Annotated in this window: 21 protein-coding genes, 1 tRNA gene and 1 pseudogene; 9 read left to right on the forward strand and 14 right to left on the reverse strand. The window is 58.3% G+C overall.

The features are described 5' to 3' along the window. Positions 1-111 precede the first annotated feature (111 nt). On the reverse strand, positions 112-1,314 hold the full coding sequence (locus F2S13_RS18795) for an HD-GYP domain-containing protein (RefSeq protein ID WP_166363480.1): 1,203 nt from the start codon (positions 1,312-1,314) through the stop codon (positions 112-114). Between the two features lie 333 nt (positions 1,315-1,647). Further along, positions 1,648-2,688 carry a GGDEF domain-containing protein gene (locus tag F2S13_RS18800; protein ID WP_166363482.1) on the reverse strand — a complete coding sequence of 347 codons (1,041 nt, stop codon included), beginning with the start codon at positions 2,686-2,688 and terminating at the stop codon, positions 1,648-1,650. Between the two features lie 206 nt (positions 2,689-2,894). Between F2S13_RS18800 and F2S13_RS18805 the strand changes: the two genes are divergently transcribed. After that, positions 2,895-3,260 carry a histone-like nucleoid-structuring protein, MvaT/MvaU family gene (locus tag F2S13_RS18805; protein ID WP_166363484.1) on the forward strand — a complete coding sequence of 122 codons (366 nt, stop codon included), beginning with the start codon at positions 2,895-2,897 and terminating at the stop codon, positions 3,258-3,260. Positions 3,261-3,574: 314 nt separating this feature from the next. On the opposite strand, the pseudogene F2S13_RS18810 reads toward F2S13_RS18805, so the two are convergent. Beyond that, positions 3,575-3,775 (reverse strand): annotated as a pseudogene (locus F2S13_RS18810) (Lrp/AsnC ligand binding domain-containing protein); the annotation flags it as partial. 323 nt (positions 3,776-4,098) lie between these two features. Here F2S13_RS18810 and F2S13_RS18815 point away from each other — a divergent pair. After that, positions 4,099-4,174, forward strand: a tRNA-Phe gene (locus tag F2S13_RS18815). Positions 4,175-4,459: 285 nt separating this feature from the next. Here F2S13_RS18815 and F2S13_RS18820 read toward each other — a convergent pair. From F2S13_RS18820 to F2S13_RS18835, 4 genes are all read right to left on the reverse strand, one after another. Further along, on the reverse strand, positions 4,460-4,690 hold the full coding sequence (locus F2S13_RS18820; protein WP_166363486.1) for a DUF6429 family protein: 231 nt from the start codon (positions 4,688-4,690) through the stop codon (positions 4,460-4,462). A gap of 60 nt (positions 4,691-4,750) precedes the next feature. Beyond that, the gene (locus F2S13_RS18825) at positions 4,751-6,331 is read right to left on the reverse strand and encodes a toll/interleukin-1 receptor domain-containing protein (protein ID WP_166363488.1); all 1,581 of its coding nucleotides are present in this window, start codon (positions 6,329-6,331) and stop codon (positions 4,751-4,753) included. Positions 6,332-6,352: 21 nt separating this feature from the next. Further along, positions 6,353-7,300 carry a hypothetical protein gene (locus F2S13_RS18830; RefSeq protein ID WP_166363490.1) on the reverse strand — a complete coding sequence of 316 codons (948 nt, stop codon included), beginning with the start codon at positions 7,298-7,300 and terminating at the stop codon, positions 6,353-6,355. 232 nt (positions 7,301-7,532) lie between these two features. Further along, a complete protein-coding gene (locus tag F2S13_RS18835; RefSeq protein WP_166363492.1) occupies positions 7,533-7,859 on the reverse strand; it encodes a DUF3077 domain-containing protein in 327 nt (108 codons plus the stop codon). 604 nt (positions 7,860-8,463) lie between these two features. Between F2S13_RS18835 and F2S13_RS18840 the strand changes: the two genes are divergently transcribed. The 4 genes from F2S13_RS18840 (at position 8,464) to F2S13_RS18850 (ending at position 11,310) form a co-directional block, all read left to right on the forward strand. After that, a complete protein-coding gene (locus tag F2S13_RS18840; protein ID WP_166363494.1) occupies positions 8,464-9,651 on the forward strand; it encodes an NnrS family protein in 1,188 nt (395 codons plus the stop codon). Positions 9,652-9,661: 10 nt separating this feature from the next. Further along, on the forward strand, positions 9,662-10,102 hold the full coding sequence (locus F2S13_RS18845; RefSeq protein ID WP_166363496.1) for a CopD family copper resistance protein: 441 nt from the start codon (positions 9,662-9,664) through the stop codon (positions 10,100-10,102). Between the two features lie 302 nt (positions 10,103-10,404). Then, the gene (locus F2S13_RS29650; protein ID WP_281354573.1) at positions 10,405-10,530 is read left to right on the forward strand and encodes a hypothetical protein; all 126 of its coding nucleotides are present in this window, start codon (positions 10,405-10,407) and stop codon (positions 10,528-10,530) included. Between the two features lie 162 nt (positions 10,531-10,692). Then, positions 10,693-11,310 carry a dTMP kinase gene (locus tag F2S13_RS18850; RefSeq protein ID WP_166363498.1) on the forward strand — a complete coding sequence of 206 codons (618 nt, stop codon included), beginning with the start codon at positions 10,693-10,695 and terminating at the stop codon, positions 11,308-11,310. Positions 11,311-11,859: 549 nt separating this feature from the next. Here F2S13_RS18850 and F2S13_RS18855 read toward each other — a convergent pair. The 4 genes from F2S13_RS18855 to F2S13_RS18870 all read right to left on the reverse strand — a co-directional run bounded on the left by F2S13_RS18855 (position 11,860) and on the right by F2S13_RS18870 (position 16,673). Further along, on the reverse strand, positions 11,860-13,878 hold the full coding sequence (locus F2S13_RS18855; RefSeq protein WP_166363500.1) for an FUSC family protein: 2,019 nt from the start codon (positions 13,876-13,878) through the stop codon (positions 11,860-11,862). A gap of 46 nt (positions 13,879-13,924) precedes the next feature. Then, positions 13,925-15,199, reverse strand: a complete 1,275-nt coding sequence (locus F2S13_RS18860) for an MFS transporter (RefSeq protein ID WP_166363502.1) — start codon at positions 15,197-15,199, stop codon at positions 13,925-13,927. Between the two features lie 61 nt (positions 15,200-15,260). Continuing rightward, the gene (locus tag F2S13_RS18865) at positions 15,261-16,415 is read right to left on the reverse strand and encodes an acyl-CoA dehydrogenase family protein (protein ID WP_166363504.1); all 1,155 of its coding nucleotides are present in this window, start codon (positions 16,413-16,415) and stop codon (positions 15,261-15,263) included. Positions 16,416-16,496: 81 nt separating this feature from the next. Then, the gene (locus F2S13_RS18870; RefSeq protein WP_166363506.1) at positions 16,497-16,673 is read right to left on the reverse strand and encodes a hypothetical protein; all 177 of its coding nucleotides are present in this window, start codon (positions 16,671-16,673) and stop codon (positions 16,497-16,499) included. 326 nt (positions 16,674-16,999) lie between these two features. Here F2S13_RS18870 and F2S13_RS18875 point away from each other — a divergent pair, with 326 nt between their 5' ends. After that, entirely contained in the window at positions 17,000-18,529 is a 1,530-nt protein-coding gene (locus F2S13_RS18875) for a 3-hydroxyacyl-CoA dehydrogenase (RefSeq protein ID WP_166363508.1), read from the forward strand. 24 nt (positions 18,530-18,553) lie between these two features. Further along, on the forward strand, positions 18,554-19,792 hold the full coding sequence (locus F2S13_RS18880; protein ID WP_166363510.1) for a CaiB/BaiF CoA transferase family protein: 1,239 nt from the start codon (positions 18,554-18,556) through the stop codon (positions 19,790-19,792). A gap of 68 nt (positions 19,793-19,860) precedes the next feature. Here F2S13_RS18880 and F2S13_RS18885 read toward each other — a convergent pair whose 3' ends face one another. Both F2S13_RS18885 and F2S13_RS18890 read right to left on the reverse strand, forming a co-directional pair. After that, complete coding sequence (locus F2S13_RS18885) at positions 19,861-20,619, reverse strand: sulfite exporter TauE/SafE family protein (RefSeq protein ID WP_166363512.1); 759 nt, start codon at positions 20,617-20,619, stop codon at positions 19,861-19,863. A gap of 187 nt (positions 20,620-20,806) precedes the next feature. Beyond that, the gene (locus tag F2S13_RS18890; protein WP_166363514.1) at positions 20,807-22,279 is read right to left on the reverse strand and encodes an aldehyde dehydrogenase family protein; all 1,473 of its coding nucleotides are present in this window, start codon (positions 22,277-22,279) and stop codon (positions 20,807-20,809) included. A gap of 226 nt (positions 22,280-22,505) precedes the next feature. Here F2S13_RS18890 and F2S13_RS18895 point away from each other — a divergent pair, with 226 nt between their 5' ends. Beyond that, positions 22,506-23,528, forward strand: coding sequence for an AraC family transcriptional regulator (locus tag F2S13_RS18895; protein WP_166363515.1), 1,023 nt, complete (start codon positions 22,506-22,508; stop codon positions 23,526-23,528). A 45-nt stretch (positions 23,529-23,573) separates the two neighbouring features. Here F2S13_RS18895 and F2S13_RS18900 read toward each other — a convergent pair whose 3' ends face one another. Continuing rightward, positions 23,574-24,584: an AraC family transcriptional regulator gene (locus tag F2S13_RS18900; RefSeq protein ID WP_218583989.1), complete on the reverse strand. Its 1,011-nt coding sequence runs from the start codon at positions 24,582-24,584 to the stop codon at positions 23,574-23,576. Position 24,585 lies beyond the last annotated feature (1 nt).

Consider the following 24,585-nt stretch of genomic DNA (forward strand, 5'->3'; position numbering starts at 1 on the left):
GTTGAGGATCGTGTTCGGTCGGCAAGACGGTGGAGGAGGGAGGTAAAGTTGGCCAAGCCAGCCATATCCCAGCGCCGTTTGGGGCCGTGTCGATCACCTGGTCAGAAAAAGTCAGACCGCGGAGGTCGATAGACCCGTCCAGAGGGAATCGAGCTGACTAAACCCCCACTTCGCTGGACTCTCTCGGCTAATGATTTTTTCACGCCCTACTAATTTGGCGAGGTCAATGATTTCATGAGGAACGGGTCGATTGGAATGCGTTGAGAAAAACACCTTGACCTGTGGTGTCAACAGCGATTTTTCATGCTGCTCCATTACTACTCCCAGCAGCCCACTTTCCAGTCTAACCAGAGCACCCACCGGGTAAACACCGATTGTTCTAATGAACGCGTGCAGTATTTCGGTATCGAAGTGGCCTTGCCATGTCGCCATCTGATGGATAGCCTCGGCGGGATCCCAACCGGGTTTGTAAGGGCGTGTCGATGTCAGCGCATCGTACACATCGCATACCGCTCCCATGCGCGAAAATAGACTGATCTGCTCGCTGGCCAGGCGATGTGGGTAGCCACTGCCATCGTACTTTTCGTGGTGGTGCAGGCATACATCAAGCACTAAATCACTTACGTATTGATTATCGGTAAGTATGTTGATTGCCGCTTTCGGATGCTTGCGAATAATTTCAAACTCTTCGTCGGTGAGTTTCCCAGGCTTGTCAAGGATTGTCTCAGGGATCGCGATTTTGCCGATGTCGTGCAACAGCCCTGCGATGCCTGCCTCAAGTATCAAGTCTTGACTCAGATTCAACTCGTGAGCGAGGGCGATCATGAGCGCGCTGACCGCCACCGAGTGCATGTGCGTGTAGTCGTTGGCAGTCTTCAGGCGCGCCAGGCTGATCAGTGCACTGGGGTGGCGCAGCACTGAATCGGAGAACTCCGAAACCAGTTCGCCAACACGGGCCAGTTTTAGCGGCTGGCCCATGCGCGCCTTGCGGAACATCGCAACCACGGCCATTTTGGCCTCCGCACAGAGCTTTTGTGCTTGAGGCAGCTCAGCCGCTAACGTCGTCAAGTCTCGCGGTGCAGAACTCACTATTGTCGAGCGCTGTGGCACCTCAAGTCGCCCGGACGCGGCATCTATCCCCTTGCCGACATCAATCCACACTTCATGAACAGCCGAGTCCTTGATACGTTTCAGATCATATGAAGTCTGGATCAGGAATCCTCCCTTCCAGAAAGTCGGATCTATTCCTGAATCGCTGAATTCATGGACATACATGCCGAGGCAAAGCTCATGAACAGGGATAAGCTTGATCATTACCAGGTAATATCCATATACAGATAGCCGCTATTTGCCAGAAATCGATCACCCACGTGAACACTAGCACATTGATATCATTTTTTCCGGTGGCGCGCATTAGCCTGGGGCAGCTACCAGAACAGGGCCACCAACGTCCCCCCCATGGCACAAGTAATAATTATGACAATGACGAAAACCACGTCGAGCAACGTTGGACGCAAGCTCATCTAACACCCTCCATGTGAATGATCTGAATAATAGCTCATGGCTATCATCCGTCCAGAATTATCCATGCGGCCAATAAGGGTTTAGCTACAAATAATCTCTGCCCCTCCATTCGTAGTCGGTGAGCTACCCTTGGACCTGGTTGCGCCCATTGCGCTTGGCTTGGTAAAGCGCATCATCGGCGCGAGTCAGGAGTGTTTCCAGATTGTCACCCGTTTCGGCGAGAGCAACACCGAACGACGCGGTTATGGTGTCGAGCACCTTGTCGGTGTTTCGCGCCGTGATCCGTAACTTCTGGATTTTCAGGCGCAGTTGCTCAGCGAAGGCATGGGCGCTGGTGATGTCGGTGCACTCCTGCAGGATGACGCAGAACTCTTCACCACCATAACGTGCCGCCAGCGCATGGGGTGGAAGCGAGTTGCGCAGCACCTGGCCGACATGCTGGAGTACACGGTCTCCCAAAGGGTGACCGTACTGGTCATTGAATTGCTTGAAGTGATCAATATCCAGTATGACCAGAGCCACACCCCGAGGGGAATTGTTCAGCGCTTGCTCCAGCAGGCGAGTGAAGGTGTTTCGGTTGAGCACCTGAGTCAGACTGTCCAGCGTCGCAGCCTGTTGGGCGCGTTCCAGCTTTTCTCGCAGACTTTTGATCTCATTTTGAGCAGTGCGTAGCTGGAAGAGGAATAGTGCTTGCTGATCCTGCATAAGCTGAGTGCTCTGTTGCAGCTCGCTTAATATCTCGGGCAACCTTTCGTTGATCGGATCCTCAAGCATTTCCAGGCAGTGACCGAGGCTGGTCTGAAAGTTTTGGCTCCCCTTCACACTGCGCGAGACGTCGCGCTCCATGTCGTCAACCAAATTGATTGCTTGTTGCTGACCCGCGCGTGCGTCCTCCAACTCGTCGCGAATAATGTAGTCACGAAAAAGCTGGGCAGCGGATTCGGGGGGGAAACTGCCAAAGTCTTTGACGGCTTTATCCAGGCGGCGATTGAGTTCGGGTTCCTGGCCTTTGCTGTAGGTGTACCAGAGGGCGTAGTGCACCGGGTTAGGTGGAATGTTGTGACGCACCATCAGTGGTACAGCTTGCTTGAGCAGGGCTGCCGCCTCGCGGGTGTCCTCTGGATATTGCGCCAGGGCAGTCGCACGCTTCTCTGATTGGCTCATAAGGTCACGGTCGTTGTTTGTTGTTGGCAAATATACAACAAGAGATGCATAAGCATGCGTCGGCCAAACGGTTACTCAAGCAATTTTTAATTCAGGACACCTCTCTAGAGATTTGCCTTTACGATTCTCATGGATGACGAGGTCGGAGGTATCATTTAGCATCGACTTGTTAGCGTCCCAATCCTAATTTTAAGGAACGAATCTACATGTCTCGTCTTGCCGAATTCAGAAAGTTGGAACAGCAGCTCGCTCAGCAATTGGCCGAGCTGGAAGCCCTGAAAAAAGACTCCGGATTGCAGAAAGAGATCGAGTTTGAGACCAAACTACGGGCTTTGCTTGCCGAGTACGGGTTCAGTCTCACGAACGTTATTAAGCTGCTCGACCCTCAGGCCAACCGTCGTAGTGTCGTTCCGACCCCGTCGAAAATCACCCGTAAAGCACGGGAAATGAAGGTGTACAAACACCCTGTATCCGGGGAGCTGGTAGAGACGAAGGGGGGGAACCACAAGATTCTTAAAGAGTGGAAAGCCGAGCACGGTTCTGCGACCGTGGAGTCCTGGCGAGTTCAGTGAATCTCGTAAGCCGCTTTCTTGGGGATAGATAGAGGGCGAGATCAGTATCAACAAAGTGCTGGTCGAAGAGTTGAACTGCAGTCAATGCAATGGCACCAGGGAAAGCAAAACCCCGGAGGTTGGCCCTTCCGGGGTTTTTATGTTCTCCCTGTCTCCCTGTTGGGAAGAGAACATGGCGAAATGGTATCTGAAAGATGCATCTCCATCATGTCGATGCGCGACACTTGGGCGTAGTTCCCCGGGCAATCTAAGAAATCGCCCAAGCCTGCAACGCTCGGATCGCTTGATGTAATTGCATCGCCTTGGTACCGCGCTCAGTCACGAGAAATCGTGGGAACAAACAGGCCGGATTTCACGGTACTCATGGACACCAACGTCTTGAAGCGATTGACGTTATTGCCCTCAAAAAACAGCTCGCGCGTCAGATGGGTGTATTGCTCCATGTTTTTCACCAGCATGATCAGGACGAAATCGCACTCGCCGGCGACGTAGTAGCACTGCTGAACCTGTGGACACCATCGGGAATGGCGCGGAGGGCCAGGAAGGGGCGACGCCACTGCATAACGCGCTGTATGACTTCAACGACGCGATCCTGTCGACGGGCGCACGTTATTTCGCTGAAGTAGTGCGTGTAAGCCTGCCGACCTAGGTAGTCGTGCGTTGGCGATGTAGCCCAGCCATCTGGCAAGGACGGGCTGCATCGTCAGCGTAGTGGAAGCCAGACTCGACTTTCGCGAGGTTTTCCAAATGACGGACAATCGTAAGCATAGGTATTTATTGAGTTTTTTTGAATTCGTGCTTGACGTCACAGCCGTAAAAAACGTTTAATTCCGCCGCGGCCCAGATAGCTCAGTCGGTAGAGCAGGGGATTGAAAATCCCCGTGTCGGCGGTTCGATTCCGTCTCTGGGCACCACTACTTCCAAACCCCTGACGCCTATTGGCTTCAGGGGTTTTCTATTTTTGGCCGCCGCAGCTAGCTACTGGAATTGCCAGCAAGCCTGAATATCAAGCCTTGCTGGCAAAGGCTTTATGAGAAGCAAGGGGCACCTGTGGGAGCTGGCTTGCCAGCGATGCGGGCGACGCGGTCCGTCTGAAGCAACTCAGCCAGACAGAGCGTTGAGTATGTGTACAGGGTCATAGGTGCACCTAGGGTGGCCGTAGCATGAAGTCAGGTATCCGAGTCGGATATGTGGCCCACTCAAGTTCTCACCCCAAACAGTCGGTCGGCTATCTGCCGGCCTTGCTCCAGCCCTTCCGTCGTCAACCAGATCGATTTGTTCTTGCTCACCGGATTACTGATCAGGCCTTGTTCATGCAACCGGTTCATGGTTTCGAAGTCGAACCCTTTCCAGGCATTGCCGTTGTCGAAACTGAAGGTTGCCAACAGGGCAAGCACGGCTTCTTCAATCAGTTTGTTGTCGTATTCCATGATCTTTGCTCCGCTCTTACTCAAATGTCGGAATCCAATATACGAACCAGTGCCTGTCCGTCATTCCTCTTCGTGCTCCACTGGATTGACGACAGGCCGCAGTGCCTCTGCGAGGTATGCAATGTCTTCATCCAGTCGCACATCCGATATTTCCATGGCGCTGTGTTCCAGCAAGCTGGCCAGCTCGGCGGGCAGGTCCTGAGGGCGGGGCAGCTGGGTACCGCCGACCAGCACCGGTACGACATCGAGCTGCAGGGCTAGAGCCTGAGCAATTTCGTAACGGACGATATCCTTCGGATCGTCGAGGCGGCGCTGGCCGTCGCGTGTGGCAATCAGCCAGCCGGGGCCGATCAGCACGACGACCGCGTGGCAGCGGGCAAGGGTGTCGGTGATGCGCTGCACAAAGCGCTCGCCGGGTTGGATGTCTTCCAAATCGATGAACACACGCTCGACACCGAAGTATTTGCCCAGGCGATCGGCGATCAGGCGGGCGTAGGCGGTGCTGTCCACTCGGCGGTAGCTGATGAATATGCCGGGGGCGTGTTCGTCTCGGCGCCGGTGCCGGCTCCAGGCGCGGTACAGTGGCAATCCTGCGCCCAGTATCAGCACAAGGTCGCCGAAAGCGACGGCGGCGAAAAGCGTCGGATTGGCACGCACTCGCTCGAAGAACGGTGCATTGATCGCAACGCCTTCGCGCGCTATCCATGCCGTGCCGCGCAACGTCATCATCAATGCGTCGGGTGAAACCTCGAGCTGTGTGGCGGTCAGTGCCGGCGCGCTCGGCCCGAGATCGCAGATGCCCTCTGCAAGCCGGCCGGCTCCACGCCAGTAGGGACCACGTGGGGGCGCAGAGCAGGCGAACTGGCGCAGGTGAGGGTTGGCGCCATTGCCTGAGCTGACGCCGGCCGCCCGCAGTGGGAGTGCGCCGTTGCTGTCACCGGTACCGAAGATGAAATGCCCCGCCGGGCTGGCCGACGCCCCGGCGACAGCGCGCAAAACCACTCGCACACGCAGACTCTGGCCTTCGGTAACCACAAGGTTGAGGGGGAGCGCCGCCGGCAGCAACCAGCGACGTCCGCCAACGGTCAATTGGCGCATCGGTGCTGTGGCGGCGAAGAGATCGTCGCCAGACGTCGCTATTGTCAACGAAAGTTCGGTGCCTTGTGCGCGCAGTTCGAAGTACGGGTTACCACGTGCTTCCTGCGGCAGCTGGAAGAGCTCGACGCGGGCTTCAGCGCTGCCCTCCTGCGGCTTTGGATTCACCGTGAGGAAGGTGCGGGCGTTGCCGACATCTTCACTCAGTAACTCGAGTGCTCCTTCATCACTGGGCGGATCGAACCCGGCGACGCGCAGAGTCGCCAGTGTGTCCGCCGACAGGGAGGCACCCTCGAAACGTACGTCCACTCTATCGCCTGGCCGACTTTCGTAACGGATCAGCGGCGTCGTACTGGAAGGGGCGATCAACTTCAGGCGCTCGCCTGGGGCAGCGGCAAACGGCGGCGCACGGCTCGCATCGAGGGGAAACGGCAGTCGCGCCAGCATGCCGTTGCCCACAAGGGTGGCGAGAATCAACGCGATCCACACCGCACGCACCAGATACATGCCGGAGCGGGGTAAAGTGGACGCCTCCTCTTGTCGCATCCAACCACCCTCCGTGCCGATTCAGGGTTGCACTTCGACCGCGCGCGGCGACCATGCGATCACCCAGTCGCCCGGATCTGTCGCCCAGGCGCGGACATAAAGTAGATGCGCTCCACTGGAGGCCTTGCCGGCCTGATTCAGACCGTTCCAGTATAGCGGCGGCTGGCGCCCAACCCAGGTGTTGCGCGCCACCGACTGCTGCACAGTCTCGCTACGCACAAGCACCAGACGCGCGCTGCCGTCGCGGCCATCGAGCCGGGCGATGTCGATGCTGGCTTTGTTGAAGTCCGATTTCGAATGAAAACTGTAGTAAGCGCGCTCGCCGGTGGCCAACTGCAGGCGCTCGGGCTCGAACACCACTTCGTCGATCGACACCGAGCCCACCGCCAGCGGACCCGCGCCGAGTCCGTATAGCCGCACCACCGGCAAGCTGCCATCGCCTTTTCCGCTGACACGTACGCTCACCGTACCGACGGTGAGCACCTTGCCAAAGCTCGCCGGCAATTCCACCTTGAGCAGCTGCCGCTGGCGCACTTTGCTTGTGGCTGGCGGCGCAGATAGCCGAAAACGCGTCACGGTGCGGTCGGTATTGAATTCGAGTTCGACGAATGCACCGGGAGCGACATCGTAGACGGCCACCACCGGCCAGCCACCCTTGAGCACGGCCTCAAAGCTGAGGCTGGCAAAGGCGTAGACAAGGGGCAGCCGTGGCCCTTCGCGTGCCAGCGCCACTGCTTGGGGGTTGCTGCGGCTGATGTCGTCTCTCCCGGGACGATCGCCATGACCGTTGCCACCGCCTCCAGTGCCACCACCAGTACCGCCGCTTCCACCGTCGCCGCCGCCACCGCTGCCGGCACCGCAACTGCTGCTCGGCGGGAAAGAGGGGCCATTCGATGCCTCGACCAGTGCCACGTTCATTGCGAGCATGCAGATCAGCAGGGTCAGGAACCGGGGGGCTTGTCCGATCATGCCATGTCACCAATGGGTCATCGCTGCGTGAGCACCGAGCGAGAAAATAACTTCAAAGTGAACTTGTGATCGAGCGAAGCACACGACACCTGGATACTACCGGGCAGCGCAGTCACGAGTGTCAGCATAGCAGTGGGTAACAGACCCGATGGCGCCTGCGCATATGGGCGCAAGCCAGCAAGCCTGACTATCAGGCCTTGCTGGCAAAGGCTTTATGAGGAAAGACGCAAAATCAACCTTCGGCTTTTTCCGAACGCGCGGCAGCCTCGGTTTCAATCCCATCCACCACGGCATCCACTAATGCCTTGGCCATTTCGATGGAGTGGAAGGTCGACCACAGCAACCCCGTGTTGGCGTCGGTATCGCTGATACAGATCTGGTAGGTGGTTTCCCGCGCGCATCTGAGCGACAGGGAGGCATGTACCAGTGCATCTTCGGCGCTGATGCCGCCGCACACGGCAAACAAGGGGCCATGGCCGGCATCACAGGTGCCGAAGGCGGTGGCTACGGTTTTGTAGAGGTCTTCAGAGGAGGGTGGATCGGGAACGATTTTTTTCATGATGAAGCTCCTAGGTGTGTACATGGGAGCTACCACTTTTCGCTTGCACACGAATGGGTGGCAGCTGTGCGCAGGTGTGCAAGACCGATCACCTAGCAACTCGGCAGACCCGAAAGTCTCCCGCGCACAGCCGCCATAAATCACCTCGCGAAGGAGGTACTCCAGCGAAGGTTATGGCGTTGTTTGTAACTAGGTTGACCCGAGCTTGCACACTCGATCGCTGATTTTGCAGCGACCGAACGAGACTAGATCGCGGACCAACCAGACGCAACCTTCAGGAGGGCGACACGGGTTGTAGGATAATTCCTTAAGTCGAATTCAAGAAGGAAATTCCTCTTGAAATCCGTGGAAGAGGGTGTCGCGCCATGACTGCGTGGCCTTCAAGGAAACATGGGACGGTGGCATAGGTGCGCAACTATCCGGCGGTGGATGGAACCCACCCGGTGAAGGGTTATTTCCGCATCCTTCAACTGAGCAAGATAACCCAACCAATAAGACCAGGTGCGACTAGCCCGAGGCTTGATTTGCGTCATGTTGACTATCAACAGACCTGCGACACTGAAGTGTCTATCGCATCCGCGCAGGCCTGCCTTTTGGAGAGACCATGCAGATTCTCGACAAACGCAAGGCGATGAGCACGTGGCCTTTGCTACGCCTGGGTTTTCGCCCCTTTTTCCTGCTGGGCAGCACGTTGGCTGCCGTGGCTATTGTGTTCTGGATTTTCGCCCTGCAGGGCCACATCTTCACGGGTCAGCCTTTGGGAGGTTGGCTGGCATGGCATCGGCATGAGCTGGTATTTGGTTTTGCCGGCGCCATCATTGCCGGTTTTCTGCTGACCGCGGTACAGACGTGGACGGGGCGCGCCGGCCTGTCCGGCACGCCGCTCGGCATGCTGGTGGCAATCTGGTTGGTGGCGCGTGTGGCATGGTGGACGGCTTCGCCACTGTTGCTGTTACTGGCCAACGTGCTGTTCTTTGCCGGTGTGGCAACGGTCATGGCGCATTCACTTTGGGCTGTGCGGCAGACACGCAATTATCCGATTGTGGCGGTGCTTGTGTTGTTGCTGGTCGCCGACCTGCTGACACTGCTGGGGGTGCTGCAGGCAAACGATGGCTGGCAGCGGCAGGGCGCCTGGGCTGCAGTCTGGTTGGTCGCTGCCATGTTGGGATTGATTGGTGGGCGGGTGATTCCATTTTTCACCCAGCGAGGTCTCGGGCGAGCCGCCGCCGTCCAGCCCTGGGTCTGGTTGGACTGGGCTCTGTTGGTTGTCTGCGCCATGGTGGCGATCCTGTGTGCGTCAGGTGTGGCTCTGCAGGTGCATGCCTGGCTGGGGCTGGTGTTCACCGCCTTGGCCGTGGGCCACGGCATTCGCCTGCTGCGCTGGTTTGATCGCGGCTTGCTGCGCGTACCTCTATTGTGGTCACTGCACCTGGCGTATGCCTGGCTGGTGATAGTCTGCATCGGTATGGCGCTCTGGCATTTCGGCCTGATTGGCGCTAATAGCCAGGCGCTGCACGCCCTCACGGTCGGCGCTTTGGGCGGTTCGATCCTGGCCATGCTGGCGCGGGTCTCGCTAGGTCATACCGGGCGTGCGCTGGAGCTGCCACGCGGTTTTGCCTTTGCATTCATATTGCTCAACCTGGGTGGCTTGTTCCGTGTACTGGCTGTCGGTGCCTGGTATCAGCCGGCGCTGTGGCTGGCGGCTTTCTGTTGGGTCGGCGCGTTTGTCCAGTATCTCTACTGCTATGCGCCCATGCTCTGTCGCACTCGCGCTGATGGCCATCCGGGCTGATGGAGAAGGTATGAGTTATCTGTTGTTGAAGTTCATCCACTTGATGGCGGCAGCCTTCTTCATTGGCGGTGTGTTCTTCGAGGTGATGATCCTCAGTCCCGCAGCCCGACAGTTGGATCAGGCGCCCCGTGAGCAACTGGCGAAGGCCTTGGGCGTGCGGGCGCGCCGTGTCATGCATTGGGTCATACTGACGCTGTACGGCGCGGGCCTGGGGTTGGCCTGGCAGTATCGTGCGGTGCTGCACGATCCGTTGGCCAGCAGCTTTGGCACCTTGTTGGCGCTGAAAATCGGCCTGGCCCTGAGTATCCTCGGTCACTTCATCTACGCGGTTTACCTGATGCGTACGGGGCGCATGACAGCGCTGCGATCCCGGTGGATCCACCGCAGCGTACTGGTACATATGCTCGGTATCCTGTTTCTGGCCAAGGCGATGGTCTTGCTGTCCTGGTGATGCGTGGCAACATGTTCTTCGACTATCGCGCTCTCAAACGACAAGACTGTCATGAAATGATAAGAAACTGTCGTCCAATGAAAAGCTGACAACCCTCCCTCGGTTCATAAACTCCTCCTCACGGCCTGCGCGCAAAGCCCAGCTATTCAGCGGCTCGCCATGTCCGGCGTATGACCTTCAGTCCTGAAGAGAACAGCAAGGTGTGCGAAGAACATTCGGTGAATGCCGAAGGCTCCGACGCTGAAGACGTCGAACCAACCCAGTGTCGTCCGCGCTCACGGGACAAAGAAAGAGAAGGGATCATGGATCTTCGTATTACGGCGGCCGATTGGATGTGCATAGTAATGGCAGTTGCCAGCGGGCTGGCGTTGCTGTCCCTGGTCATCTGGTGGGATGCGTTCCAGGTACTCTTGCACCGCCTGACCTAGCTCACCCTGCGACCTTCCTTTCCCACGAGCAGCCAGAAACTGGGTTAGAGTGTTCATCAATGGCTGTTCATAAGGACCCTCCACTCGATACGCGTAGTCGCGCCAAGCGGTTCCAGCGAACGAACCGGGCAAAAAAACCGTATATCAATCGATATTTGAAGAATGAATCGTTCGCTGTTTGTTTCTCTGGATGGGCCCAAGGGGACCGGCAAAACCACACTTTTGGAGGCCGTTACCAAAGCACTCCGGGCCGACAACAAAAAGGTGATCCGACTTAGCGAGGCGAAAAGCGATCCCTGTAGGGGTGAAACAATGGCCCTCGTTAACAAACTCGTCAGAAATCCCTCCCGTGATTTGGAGTTGGGAGTTTGTGAGCGCCTGGCTGATAGCCGTACCTGGATTTCCCAGCACGTGCTGGCTAAACAGCCACCCGGCAGCATCATCCTGATCGATCGCTGGTACCCGTCTGATGCCGCGTTTCGCCGGATAGTCCCGTTTGCAGAAATTCTACAGTTGAACATTGATCGAAACGTGCGAGTACCAGACCTGCATGTCGGGGTTGTCACCGACCCTGATATTTCATGGGCGAGGGCTGCGGCACGATCGCGTGGGCTGAGCAGTACTGTGATGCACAAGCTGGAAGAACATGTCGCTTGTACCCAGGCGTTCGAGCGAGCGATTGCAGATCACGGCTGGGTTTTATGCCGTAATGAAGGAACAATCGAAGACGCAACGATGCAGGTGATTTCCGAGATCTATAGAGTCCTTCAATGCCCGTAGGCGAAGTTCGCTGCGCCGGCTTTGATGCGGTTTAGATGGCCGTAGATAAAGATCGTTAGCAGGATCCAAGGGGTGATTTGTCGCTACAGTGATAGCCTGCTGATGCTTTGATCTGGGTGCCTGTCATCGAACTCTGAGCCGAAGCAGCCCGAGGTGGGTCTTACATGATCAGACGGTTCGAGCGTCGATTGCTGGATATTTATGCCAGGAGGAAAGCAGACTGGTAGGGAAACGACAGGACGTCAAGCTGCTCACTTCGCTTGAGGCATTTGCCGGCGATTGAGCAGCTTGGCCAAGGTGACATAGCTACAGCGCCATGGTTATGTTCTATGAACGAATTTTACAACGTTGCCAGCGGAGCTGACACCTTCAAGGACGCGAAGTGCTTAAGCTGATCGAAAATGCCATATCGAGTTTGAGTTCAAGCGGTTGATGAAGTGGGGGGACCGCGTGCATTCTCAATGCAGTATTTAACTTATGGGCGATGTTGATTGTTCACGGCAAGTAAAAAACAAGCTCTCGCAGTTACTTATGATCTATGCAGTAACATCATGTGTACGCCGAGATGTTCATGAGTGAATTTGCACTCCACCGCCGCCAAACAAACTGCAACTGCAACACCGCCGCCTGCGCCAGTTCCTGTCGCCTCACGGTCAACTGTGTGTCCGCTTCCAGCACCTTGAGCAGCTGTACGCTGGGCTCATCCAGCCGCGTAATCTGTTCCAGCGCTGGCGGACCCTGTTTGAGCAGGCGAGCCACATCGTGCATATACCGATCACGTTCGCGCGCCGTCGGGCCGGTAGCTTCGGTCAGGCAGCCGCGCAGATGCAGCAGTTCGCCACCCAGGTCGAGGCTGTGGAGGCCGTTGTACCAATGCAGGTTGGGTTCATCCGGGTATTGGGTGCGGTAGCGCCCCAAGCGCATCAGGCGGTCGGCCATGCGGCCGCCGAACCAGCCTTCGGCCTGTTCCAGTGGCCGCTGGGTGAGCTGGGAGAGGTCGGCCAAGGATGCTTCGACCAGCCGGCGATGGTGCCGCAAGCCAGGCCCCAGGGTCACCAGCCGGAAGACCACGACGGCAATGCCAACCCCGAACAAGGTGGCCAAGGCTCCGTTGAGGTAGCGTTCGAGGTCGTAGTTCATGACATTTCTAGGCGCGACGTTGGTAACGAAGAAGATGCAGAACGCCGAGGCAATGGGAGCGATGCTGGGTTGGCTCAGGCACAGCGAGGCTATGAACAGTGGTATGCCGAGCCCCAGGCACAGCATGGGGAAACCTTCCCAGGCGGGCAGCAGGCCGTAGGCGACCAGGGCCGCGATCGGCACCGACAGCGCGATGCCCTTGAGGAAGCTCAGCGCCGCGTCGGCAGGCGCTTCACGCCCGGCAAACAGGCTGAGCACCACGCCGCAGCTCGACACCGCGCCAAGCCCGGCAGGCCAGGCAGTGAACACCCAAAACCCGGCCACCGCAAGAAAGGCCAAAGCGCTGCGTAGACCGGACATGACGCCTTGCTCGATATCTCGGTGCCAGGCCAGCGGCCCAGGGACATTGCTGACAGGCTCGCGTTGCTCCACTGCCTTGAGTGACTGCACGGCGACGTTGGCCAGGCGCAGCACCACGGTCATGCGCATCAGGCACGCGCGCACCTGTGGATCGAGGCCCTCAACCAGCAGGCTTTCATCCAGCACGATAGCCTGCTGGTCGAGGGCCGCTTTGGCGCCATCGGCCAGCGCCCGGGCGACGCCTTTGATCAGAGGGTCGACGTAGTCGCCCGACGCCTGGTCCAGTGTCAGACGAAGGCGCGCTACGCCACGGGTCACGCGCAGCAGGCTGAGCAAATCACGGCTCATCACCTGCAGCGCTTGCGCCCGCAGGCGCCCCGAGGAACCCTCGAACGCGGCATGATCGCGCTGGGAGTCCACCGAAACGATGCGGCCCAAAGCATCGAGCAAGCCCTGGCGCTGGTCGACACCAAGCAGCTCGGATGCCGCCGCGGCCATCCCGGACTGCCAGGCTCCACGGGCCTGGAGCGCGAGCTGGCGTTCGAGGCGACGCGGCCACAGCAAGGTGCTTACGAGCGATGCACAGACGATACCCAGGGTGATTTCAAAAAAGCGCGCCTGGGCTTGATCGAAGATATTCAGCGGCGCGGCGGTGGACGGCAGGGCAACGATCGCGGTGGTGTAGCCGGCGAGCACGAAACCATAGGACGCGTTGTTGCGGTACAGCGAAGCCCCTGCCGTGCAAAAGCCCAGCCAAAGCGCCATACACGGCAGGAACAGCCAGGGTGACTGGCCGAGCAGGGCGATCATGCCCAGGGAGACCACCGCGCCGACAAGGGTGCCCAGCAACCGGTAGGCACCCTTGGACAGCACCATGCCACTCAATGGCTGGTTGACGATGAACACCGTAATCAACGCCCATTGCGGCTGCTGCATTTGCAGGATGAACGCCAGGTACAGCGCCAGGCCGCCGCCGAGCATGTTCTTGACGGCAAACTGGAGCGCCGGGATCGACGGGTTGAAAAGCGCCTTGAAGAAATCGTTCAGTGCTCGTGGGAGGGTCGGCATTGTATTCAAATCAACTTGGCTGGCTGAAGCGGTGTCGTTATCGAAACTACTGCTTCTGTGGGTCGAACTGCTTGTCCTTGATAAGCAGCGCCGGAATCAGGCCACAAATGAAGTAGGCCGCGCCCATGACGAGGAAACCCACGCCAATCGAGCCATGAGAAGCGAGGAAACCGATTGCGGCTGGCGCAATCGCTGCGCCCAGGCGCCCGATGTTGTAGGCGCCTCCTACGGCAGACCCGCGGAATTTGGCCTCGAAGCTTTCAGTCATGTAGGTGGCGTTCACACCGTATGGAATGCCATACAGGAATCCGAACACCACCAGCATCCACAGGATATTTTCCGGGCTTTGGAAAAGTACGATCACTGGCAGGAAGATCGCGGTGCCCAGCGCCCCAAAGGCGAACACAGCACGGCGCCCCAGACGGTCAGCCGCCACGCCGGCAAGCACCTTGCCGAGGATCATGGCGGTGTAGGTACCAACCATATAGCCGGTCATGGACTGCAGGTTCATGCCCAATTCGCTTTCCAGGTACGTCGGCATCCAGTTGTTCACGCCGTAGTAGCCGAACTGCAGAAAGCCGGCAGTCAGGGACCAGGAAATGAACATGCGTCGAGCCTGTGGATCAGCAAAAATGAGCTTGTACTGGCTTTGGTGTTTTTCGGTGGTGACCTTTCTGATGCCATTCACTTTTTTTCTGACGCGTTCGGCCTGGGCCTTGAGCCATGCTTGTGGTTCTGGAACAAGACCTTGCATCACTACGGCCAGGATCACCGGGATAATGGCAATGTAGAACAGCCAGCGCCAGCCATGGGTCGGCAATATCCAGCCGGCCAGCAGGGTCGCGACGATATAGCCCACCGACCAACCTGCTTGCAACGTCCCCAGCACCGTAGTGCGGTAGCGGGTGGGTACATATTCGGCCATCAGCGTATTGCAAGCCACATACAGCGCGCCAATCCCCAATGATGCAAAAAACCGGGTGATCGCGAACTGCCAATAGCTATGGGTCAGGCCCAGCACTACCGTGCCGACGGAAAAAAGCACGATACTCCAGACCACGGTTTTAACCCGGCCGAAACGATCGCAGGCCCAGCCACCGTAGATGCCACCGATGGCCATGCCTGCCAGGGTGAAGCTGCCCAGGCTACCGGCCTCAACGTTGCTCAAGCCAAACTCGGCCTTCAGGCTGCTCAGGCTGTAGGAGAGCAGCATCAGGTCGGCGCCGTCGATCAATAATCCAAGAAAGCAGAAGACGAATACCAGCACCCACGTGCTGGTTTTGGCCTGTGCAATTGCACTGGCCTGAGCAGCAGCATCCATAACGTTACCTTTTTTATTCATGGGAACAGGGGCTTGAGCCCGGAACCGATGGCGCGCGGCCTCAGCCTCGAGCGTCGCGGATCATGTTGCGGGCGATAACCACCTGCTGGATTTGCGTGGTGCCCTCGTAGATGCGGAACAGACGCACGTCCCGATAGAAACGTTCGATCGCATACTCACTGACGTACCCCGCGCCCCCATGGATCTGCACGCAACGGTCGGCAACCCGTCCGCACATCTCGGTGGCGAACATCTTGGCGCATGAGGCTTCGGTGCTGACGTTGCGGCCTTCGTCGCGCTTGCGCGCGGCATCCAGCACCATGCACCGGCTTGCATAGATTTCAGCCTTGCTGTCGGCGAGCATGGCCTGAATGAGTTGAAACTCCGCGATGGGTTGGCCGAACTGTTTGCGTTCCAGCGCGTAGCGCAGGGCATCGTCGAGCATTCGCTCGGCGGCGCCGACGCTCAGGGCGGCAATATGCAGGCGACCCTTGTCGAGCACTTTCATTGCCGTCTTGAAACCGACACCCTCGACGCCGCCAATCAGTTGGCTGGCAGGCACCCGGACATTGTCGAATATCACGTCGCAGGTGTGCGCACCTTTGTGGCCCATTTTGTGGTCGGGCTTACCGAGTGAAACGCCTGGTGTTCCGCGCTCGACAATAAAGGCACTGATGCCGCCGGCACCCTTGATCTGGGGATTGGTGCGCGCCATCACGGTGTAGATGCCTGCGTGCGGGGCGTTGGTGATGAAGCGCTTGGTGCCATTGAGGATATAAGTGTCGCCTTCGCGTACGGCGCTGGTTTTGAGCGAGGCTGCATCTGAGCCGGAGTCCGGTTCAGTCAGGCAGAAGGATCCAAGCAGCTCCCCGCTGGCCAGCCTGGGCAGGTAGTGATGCTTCTGCGCTTGCGTGCCGTCCAGGAGGATACCGATGGAGCCGATCCCGTTGTTGGTACCTATATAGGAGCGGAACGCCGGTGAAGTGCGGCCCAGCTCGAAGGCAATATTCACCTCCTCTTCCATGGTCAAGCCCATGCCGCCAAACTCTTCCGGGAGCGTCAGGCCGAACAGACCCATTGCGCGCATCTGCTCGACGATGTCTGGAGGAATCGAATCGGTCTCGGCCACTTCATTCTCGCGAGGGATCAGTACCTCGTCGACGAACTGATGAAGGGAGTCGAGCAGAATCTGCAGGGTTTCGGTATCACGGATCATGTGCGCTTCTCAAGGCTCGCAAGCGAGCCGGTTTTTAGGGGCGACGCGACCCCATTGTGTCAGCGAGCAGCGGCGCCAATGTTATTGACCATGTCGATCAGGCGAGGGCCCACGCGCCAGTGCTGTCACGACCTGTCCACTGCTTTCAGTTTCCTTCGTCACGCTTGTCGGATCGAGCATGCCCGTTCTCAGCAGGCCGATTTCTTCGACCCTGCTGATCTTGTCCGCTGGGGTTTGGTTGCCCTCGTTACGTTCCATGTTAGAACCCCGATTCTGAGAAATGCAAGAAAATAAAACTGTATTCCGTCAAGCGGAACAGCATTCTGCTCGACCACAAAGGCAAAAAATTAATTTTTCTATTTTTTAAGCGATTGATTAATAAAGATTTTATTGGATTTCATTGAGCGGTTCTTTACAGGGTCTTGAGAGAAAACCTATGAAAAATCACTAAAACGGTATCTAATTCCGTACAGCGAAACACATTGAGAGAAAATCATGAGCCTACGATACGAGTGCGCGCGCTATCGTCCCGACCGGTGGCGAGCAATGAAAAACGCAAAATCAACTGCGCAGGGGAGTGACGCATGACACGCGTGATCAACCAGATGGCCATTGTCGGTACCGGAGTGATGGGCACCGGCATCGCCCAGATTGCTGCCCAGGCGGGCATACAGGTAATGCTGTTCGACAATCGCGAAGGTGCCGCCCAGTCAGCTCGAGACAACTTGAAGCACACGTTGGACAAACTGGTGAGCAAGGACAAGATCACCAGCAGCCAGGCGCAGCTCACACTTGAGCGTGTGCAGGTAGCGACTTCGCTGGCGGAATTGAAGCACGTCGACCTCGTTGTAGAGGCCATCATCGAACGTCTCGAGGCCAAGCAGGCTTTGCTGGAGGCGCTTGAGGCAGTCGTTGCCGACGATTGCATTTTGGCCACCAATACCTCGTCACTGTCCGTGACCAGCATCGCAAGAAAATGTCTGCACCCGGAGCGTGTTGCAGGATTCCATTTCTTCAACCCGGTTCCACTGATGAAAGTGGTGGAAGTCATCGACGGCCTGGCCAGCGATCCGATGGTTGGAGACTGCCTGCAGGCGTTGGCAACGCGCATGGGCCACCGCGGTATTCGGGCCAAGGACACGCCCGGCTTCATCATCAATCACGCCGGTCGCGCCTACAGCACCGAAGCCCTGCAAGTTCTCAAGGAAGGCGTTGCAGAGCCAGCCGAGGTGGACCGCATCCTGCGTGAGGGCCTTGGCTTTCGAATGGGGCCGCTGGAGCTGTTGGACCTCACGGCGCTGGACGTTTCTCATCCTGTGATCGAGTCGATCTATAACCAGTTCTATCAGGAGCCACGCTATCGTCCGGCGGCGCTGACTCGGCAGATGCTGGAGGCCGGGTATCTCGGTCGCAAAGTCGGGCGTGGGTTTTATCGGTACGCCAATGGTCAGATGATCGACCCACCGCCGGCGCAGCCAGTACCCACAGTTGAGGCACTGCCACCTGTGTGGCTCGGTACCGAAAATGCAGAGGATCGCGCCACCCTGATTGCGTTGCTCGAAGAGCTGGGCGCACGGGTAGAGCAGGGCAGCCAACCGAGCAGTGAAGCGCTCTGCTTGCTCGCCCCCTACGGCGTGGACGCCACCACTGCCGCTGGCCACTTCGCCACCGACCCGGCGCGCACGGTTTGCATCGACCCGTTGCTCGACCTGCGCCGCTATCGAACGCTGATGCCGACGCCGGCCACGCGCTTCGATATGTGCCAGGCCGCCCATGCGTTGATGGCCCGCGATGGTGTCGGCGTGAGCGTGATCAATGACAGTGTCGGTTTCGTCGCCCAGCGTGTGCTGGCGATGATCGTCAATCTGGCTGGCGACATCGTCCAGCAACGCATTGCCAGTGTCGACGACCTGGATGACGGGGTGCGCCTCGGTCTGGGCTATCCGCAAGGGCCGCTGGCCTGGGGCGACAGTCTCGGCGCAAAGCGCATATTGACCATTCTCGAGCGCATGACCGAACTGACCGGAGACCCTCGTTACCGGCCAGGCCCCTGGTTGCGTCGTCGAGCCGCCCTCGGGCTATCGCTGCGTCACCTTGAACCGACGCTCAACTGACCTATCACTTGCAGGTGGAATGAAATGGGTGCTTTGACTGGATACCGCGTGCTCGATCTGAGCCGTGTGCTGGCCGGCCCATGGTGCGGCCAGACGTTGGCTGACCTTGGGGCTGAAGTGATAAAGATCGAACGGCCTGGCGCGGGTGATGATACCCGTGGCTGGGGGCCACCGTGGATGAACGATGAAAACGACGAGCCCACTGAGGAAGCGTCCTATTACCAGTCCACCAACCGCGGCAAGCTATCGGTAGCGCTCAACCTGGCCGCGCAGGAAGGTCAGGAAATGGTGCGTGCCTTGGCCGCCAGTTGCGACGTGCTGATCGAGAACTATAAGGCTGGCTCACTGGCTAAATACGGTCTGGACTATGCAAGTATGTCCCGGATCAACCCGCGCCTGGTCTATTGCTCGGTAACCGGCTTCGGGCAGACCGGCCCGCGTGCTGCCGAACCCGGCTACGACTTTATCGTTCAGGGGATCGGTGGGCTGATGAGCATCACTGGCGAGCGCGATGATCTACCTGGAGGAGGGCCGCAGAAAGTAGGGGTCGCGTTCTCCGACCTGATGACAGGCCTTTACGCCACTGTCGCCATTCAGGCCGCGCTGTTGAGTCGCGAAAAAACCGGCCTGGGCCAGCACATCGACATGGCCCTGCTGGATGTGCAGGTGGCTACCCTGTGCAACCAGAGCCAGAACTACCTGGCCTCGGGGAAGCCGCCGGGGCGCTATGGCAACGCTCACGCCAACATCGTCCCGTATCAGGTATTCCGCGCCAAGGATCGCGATTTCATTATCGCTTGCGGCAACGATTCGCAGTTTGTCGACCTGTGCGCGGCCATTGGTCTGCCTGAACTGCCCCAGGACCCGCGCTTTACGCGCAACGCAGATCGAGTAACCCATCGCGAGAAGATCATCAGCATCCTGTCGCAACACTTTCTGGGCGGCTGTGCCGATGAGTGGGTGCAACGGATTCACCCGCGGGGCGTTCCAGTCGGGGCGATCAACAGCATCGCCCAGGCACTGGACGAGCCACAGGTGAAGGCGCGCGACATGCTGGTGAATATCCCTCATCCGCTGAAGGCAGACTTCGTCACGGTTGGCAGCCCTATCAAGCTGTCCGGTACGCCGGTGGAGTACCTGCGCCCGGCGCCAATGCTGGGCGAACATACGGACGAGGTACTCAAGCGTCAATTGGGGCTCGACGAGGCACGCCTGGCCGAATTGAAGAGCCGCGGTGTAATCGAGCAACTGGGCGAACGTTGAGTGTACTTACTGAATGTCCGCGATTACGCCTTGGCATCTACAAAACTTCGAATATTGACGCGCCAGGTTCAGGCGATATAGCCGAAGACGCCGTCCCATAGAAGTTTCAGGGCCGTGACGACGAGCAAACCGTAGCAGGCACGGTACATCTGGCGCTGGTTCAGTCTTGCGTGCAGCCGCCAGCCAAGCCAGACGCCGCAAGGAATGGCGAGCAGACAGATGACCATCAGGCTCAATACATTGCCTGTCGGTCTGGCCAGTAGCAACCAGGGCGCGGCCTTGAGAAGATTGCCCACTGTGAAGAACATACTGGTTGTTCCGGCATACACCTGCTTACTCAGGCCGAGCGGCAGCAAGTACATCGCCAGCGGTGGTCCGCCTGAATGCGCGACCATGGTTGTGATGCCCGATGTGAAGCCTGCGGCCACCGCTTTGGGCGATGAGCGCGGCCGTACCCTGACTTCTCCGCCGGCCTTGAACCAGATGCCGACAAAAATCAAGGTGATCACTGCCATCACGATAGCAATCGCGCGATGGTCCAGGGAGCGGAAGAGCAGATAACCGACGCCTATTCCGGCGACAAGCCCTGGTACCAACAAATTCAGGTCAGGTTTTGACCAGGTGGATGGTTTCCAATAGCGCAGGCTGAACAAGTCCATAGCGATAAACAGTGGCGCAAGCAGGCCGCCGGCGGTGATCGGGTCCATCACCAGGGACAACAGCGGGATACCGATGATGGCAAATCCGCCGCCGAACGCGCCTTTCATGAAACAGATCAGAAAGACGCCGGCGAACGTGACAAGAAGCGTGGTAGTGGTCAGTTCCAAGGTATTGTCTCCCTGTTTGTGTAGGCCTGTATAACCTTTTGACGGGGCGGACACATCGCAGAAATCGGGGTAGTCTCGATCACAGGCGGCCGAGCAGTACTTCATCGGCAAAGAGAGTCGGCATGAGATCAACCGAATTCCCGTCTTACCGATGAAGTTCATTGCGTGATACTTACCACACTCAATCTCAAGGTGCAGGTGCAAACCATGGAGCAACTACATCGTTTTGCACGGTGATGGATTTCAGGTGCGAGTACTGATTGAGCGTGTCGTGGCAGTGCTCACGACCGATGCCGCTTTCCTTGACCCCGCCAAACGGTGCGCCACTGTTGAGATTGAAGTAGTGGTTGATCCAGACGTTACCGGCTTCCAGGGCGTCGGCGGTTTTCATCGCATTGCCCAGGTTGGAGGTATAGATGCCAGAGGCCAAGCCATAGCGCACGTCGTTGGCCTGCTCAAGCATGGTGTCGTAGTTGTTCCAGCGGATCACGCTCAGCACCGGGCCGAAGATCTCTTCTTGGGCGATGCGCATGTTATTGGTGGCTTCGAATACCGTTGGTTCGATGAAATAGCCGTGCTCATGCCCCGGGATGACCGTGCGTTGACCGCCGACCAACAGCTTGGCTTTTTCCGCCTTGCCAATCTCGATGTAGTTGAGCACGCGTTCGCCCTGCTTCTGGTTGATCAAGCCGCTCAGTTGCGTCGTCTCGGACATCGGATCGCCGACCTTCACCCGGGACACGGCATTGGCCAGCTTGTCGGTGAAATTGGCGTAGATGTCGTCATGGATGAACAGCCGCGTGCCGGCCAGGCACGACTGACCATTGCAATACATCGCTGCGAACAGCACGTTGTCGACCACAGCGTCGATATCGGCAATATCCGGAAAAACGATGTTCGGGCTCTTGCCGCCCAGTTCCAGTGACACCGGCACCAGGCGTTGCGCGCCGGCACAACCGATGATCTTGCCCACTTCCGGGCTGCCGGTGAACGCCAGCTTGGCAATGCCAGGGTGCGCGGTCAGCGCCGAACCCACTTGCGCGCCGAAACCGGGCACCACGTTGATTACCCCTGGGGGGAAGATGCTGCCCGCAAGTTCAGCGAACTCAAGGGTCGACAGGGAGGCATTTTCATCCGGCTTGAGTACCACGGTATTACCTGCCGCAACCGCCGGCGCTACCTTCAGTGCGACCATGATCGCCGGGACGTTCCAGGGAATGATCTGGCCCACGACGCCGATCGGTTCGCGCTTGGCCATCAGGTAGCCGTTGGGTATCGGCCGACCGAAGCCTTCGTGGGTCAGGATCGCCCCGGCGAAGTAGCGGTATTGCGCCACCGCGATGTGGTAGTCAGTGATCACTTCGCCTATGCGTCGACCGACGTCCGCTGCATCGATGGCTGCGAGGCGCGGAGCAGCCTTTTCCAGCTCGTCCGCCAGGCGGTTGAGCAGCGCCGAGCGTTGCTCGAAGGTGGTTTTTTTCCATTCCTTTTGCGCGCGGTGCGCGGCGCGAACTGCCAGGTCGACTTCAGCGGCGGTGCAGCTGGCAATAGTTGCCAGGTGTTCGCCGGTGGACGCGTTTACGGCGGGGAATGTCGCAGCAGTGCTAATGAATTGACCATCAATGTAAGCAGCGTATTCGTTTTTCAGTGACAGGTTCATTGTTGTTATCCAGTGGCCACAGGGAGGATCGAGACGACATGTTCGACCTTGCCTGTATCTTCGAACGGCCGATGGCGTGGCGATATCAATGACTGGTCATGACTATCAACTGCTGGCCCATATTTGCCTGAAATATTGCTTCGACCACCATAATGGCGTATTCAGAAAGCTCGTAGAGCACAAGTGCATCGCAGAATGCACCGGAGCATCCGTGATGAGTTTTCCGATGTCTTTGGATAACAGCGTACAACCACCAGCAGAGGGTGCGTTCGTACTGACCGGTGCAGGCGATATGCCTTTGCAGTCGCTATTGTTTGCGACCACCGATCTGGGTCAGGCAAGCGAGCAGGTCAGCCGCATCTACACCAGCTATCGCTATCACACCCGGGGCCCGTGTCACGTGCCGGCAAGCATGTACAACCTGCCGGGAGACTCGATCGGCCTGTCGAAGTTCGCCTATGGCACCGATATCACCATTGAGCCGGAGCCATTTGAAGACTTCGTGCTGGTGCTGACCACCCTCAGCGGTCATTCGACGATTTGCACGCCTGCGGTCCAGAGCAGTGGCGGGGTCGGCAATACCGTGTTGGTGGCGCCGGGAGAGCGTTCCAGCTACCGCTACGACGCAGACAACAGTCAACTGGTGACGCGAATTGATGCCAAACGGATCGTTGAACTGGCTGGATCCATGTTCAACCTCAAAGCCTGGGAATTTCCGCTGGTGTCGCAAGCGATCACGGATCCCCGGCAGCGCGCACAATGGCATGCCTCGTTGAATCAGCTGCGGCAGATTCTCGACCCGGCAATCAGTGAGCAAAGTCGAATGTTGCTGCTGCCCAGGGCGGAAGAGTTGTTGATTCTGTCGTTGCTCTGCGCTCAATCCGACCGCCTGCATTCCCATTCGGCCATGAGTACCTCCGTCTGCCCGGCCTACCTCAAGCGCGCCATCGCCTATATCGAAGACCATGCCGACCAGCCCATGACGCTGCTGGATGTTGCCCAGGCAGCACACTGCGGTATCCGCTCCCTGCACCGCGCCTTCCACGAATGGCGCGGCATCAGCCCGATGCGCTACCTGAAGGAGGTGCGCCTGCGCAATGTGCGCCAGGCGCTTCTCAACCCGGGCGAAGGTGATTGCGTTACCGACCTGGCCGTTCGCTGGGGCTTTTTGCACCTGGGGCAGTTTTCAGCCGATTACCGGCTGGCCTTCGGTGAAAAGCCCTCGGATACCATCCGTCGTGCCCGTTGATCGGTGGCAAGGGAGCTTGCTCCCTCGCCACCGGGTTTGCGAAGCTCAGCGGCGGCGCTCCAGGGTGTCGGAAGGCGTCTCGGCAAACGCCTTGCGGTAGTCCGATGAGAACCGTCCCATGTGATTGAACCCGCAGCCCATCGCCACTGCCGAGATGTTCTGTTTGATCGGCCCATCCAGTAATGCCTGGCGCACTGCGTGTAAACGGTAGCGCTTGAGATAGTTCGTGGGCGAGAGACTGCAATGACGACGGAAGGCGTCATACAGCGTGGCATGGGAAACACCGGACGCCCGCTCCAGGTCGGCCAGTTGCAAGTCCTCGCTGGCGTTCTCGCGAATGAACTGGCAGGCCCGACGCAAGTACTGTGGATAGGCCGCTTCGCTGGAGTCGGCAAGCTCGGCGGAGTAAGTGTTCGGCTGCGACAGAATCAGCCCCTTGATCAACGCCCGCTCCATGTCGCGGGTCATCGATACATCGCCGAACAGGCTCTGCTCCTGACTGGTTTCCTGCATCAGAAACCTTACCATCCGCCACCAGCCGGCGACCGCGCCCTCACTGGCCACCATTCGTGGCTCGAAGACCAGCGGCCGTTGTGCTGGATGCAGCAGTAACTCCTCAAGCACCTTGTGCATGGCGCTGTGGCAGATCGCGACCTGCAATTTGCAGCAGTTGCCGGCGATGGTCAGTTCCTGGCGCACCTGAGGCGAGATGATCACGCCGTAATTGACATCCGAACGTGCGAGCCCGGCCGGCAACCGAAGCTCCTGCTGACCTTCCAGGGGCAAGCTGATGCTGTAGCAATTGAGTTGTGCTTCGTCGATTCCGATTCGCACATCAGTGCCGTATTGAACCCGTCCCAATACCGTCGACATCGACTTGAGCACCGTCGCGGTGTGCTGGAATTGCAGACGCTGTGGTGCGCCAACCTGCAATTGATGGGGGCCGCAGATCGATTCCATCCAGGACTGCGCCTCGCACGGATCGTGATGGACGACCCGCAGTGTGTTGACCCGCGCTTGATGCACTGGTGTAGCCCCGTGACGTAGCTGGTTCATC

Origin of the sequence: Pseudomonas akapageensis, assembly GCF_011355085.1 — a bacterium.
Classification (GTDB): Bacteria; Pseudomonadota; Gammaproteobacteria; order Pseudomonadales; family Pseudomonadaceae; genus Aquipseudomonas; species Aquipseudomonas akapageensis.

Bases quoted from the DNA above. Each gene is read 5' to 3' on its own strand.
- F2S13_RS18870 (WP_166363506.1), bottom strand. From the start codon at position 16,673: ATGGAACGTAACGAGGGCAACCAAACCCCAGCGGACAAGATCAGCAGG.
- F2S13_RS18875 (WP_166363508.1), top strand. From the start codon at position 17,000: ATGACACGCGTGATCAACCAGATGGCCATTGTCGGTACCGGAGTGATG.
- F2S13_RS18845 (WP_166363496.1), top strand. From the start codon at position 9,662: ATGAGTTATCTGTTGTTGAAGTTCATCCACTTGATGGCGGCAGCCTTC.
- F2S13_RS18805 (WP_166363484.1), top strand. From the start codon at position 2,895: ATGTCTCGTCTTGCCGAATTCAGAAAGTTGGAACAGCAGCTCGCTCAG.
- F2S13_RS18855 (WP_166363500.1), bottom strand. From the start codon at position 13,878: ATGCCGACCCTCCCACGAGCACTGAACGATTTCTTCAAGGCGCTTTTC.
- F2S13_RS18800 (WP_166363482.1), bottom strand. From the start codon at position 2,688: ATGAGCCAATCAGAGAAGCGTGCGACTGCCCTGGCGCAATATCCAGAG.
- F2S13_RS18825 (WP_166363488.1), bottom strand. From the start codon at position 6,331: ATGCGACAAGAGGAGGCGTCCACTTTACCCCGCTCCGGCATGTATCTG.
- F2S13_RS18835 (WP_166363492.1), bottom strand. From the start codon at position 7,859: ATGAAAAAAATCGTTCCCGATCCACCCTCCTCTGAAGACCTCTACAAA.
- F2S13_RS18865 (WP_166363504.1), bottom strand. From the start codon at position 16,415: ATGATCCGTGATACCGAAACCCTGCAGATTCTGCTCGACTCCCTTCAT.
- F2S13_RS18895 (WP_166363515.1), top strand. From the start codon at position 22,506: ATGTCTTTGGATAACAGCGTACAACCACCAGCAGAGGGTGCGTTCGTA.
- F2S13_RS18830 (WP_166363490.1), bottom strand. From the start codon at position 7,300: ATGATCGGACAAGCCCCCCGGTTCCTGACCCTGCTGATCTGCATGCTC.
- F2S13_RS18795 (WP_166363480.1), bottom strand. From the start codon at position 1,314: ATGATCAAGCTTATCCCTGTTCATGAGCTTTGCCTCGGCATGTATGTC.
- F2S13_RS18880 (WP_166363510.1), top strand. From the start codon at position 18,554: ATGGGTGCTTTGACTGGATACCGCGTGCTCGATCTGAGCCGTGTGCTG.
- F2S13_RS18850 (WP_166363498.1), top strand. From the start codon at position 10,693: ATGAATCGTTCGCTGTTTGTTTCTCTGGATGGGCCCAAGGGGACCGGC.
- F2S13_RS18820 (WP_166363486.1), bottom strand. From the start codon at position 4,690: ATGGAATACGACAACAAACTGATTGAAGAAGCCGTGCTTGCCCTGTTG.
- F2S13_RS18860 (WP_166363502.1), bottom strand. From the start codon at position 15,199: ATGGATGCTGCTGCTCAGGCCAGTGCAATTGCACAGGCCAAAACCAGC.
- F2S13_RS18840 (WP_166363494.1), top strand. From the start codon at position 8,464: ATGCAGATTCTCGACAAACGCAAGGCGATGAGCACGTGGCCTTTGCTA.
- F2S13_RS18890 (WP_166363514.1), bottom strand. From the start codon at position 22,279: ATGAACCTGTCACTGAAAAACGAATACGCTGCTTACATTGATGGTCAA.
- F2S13_RS18900 (WP_218583989.1), bottom strand. From the start codon at position 24,584: ATGAACCAGCTACGTCACGGGGCTACACCAGTGCATCAAGCGCGGGTC.
- F2S13_RS29650 (WP_281354573.1), top strand. From the start codon at position 10,405: ATGGATCTTCGTATTACGGCGGCCGATTGGATGTGCATAGTAATGGCA.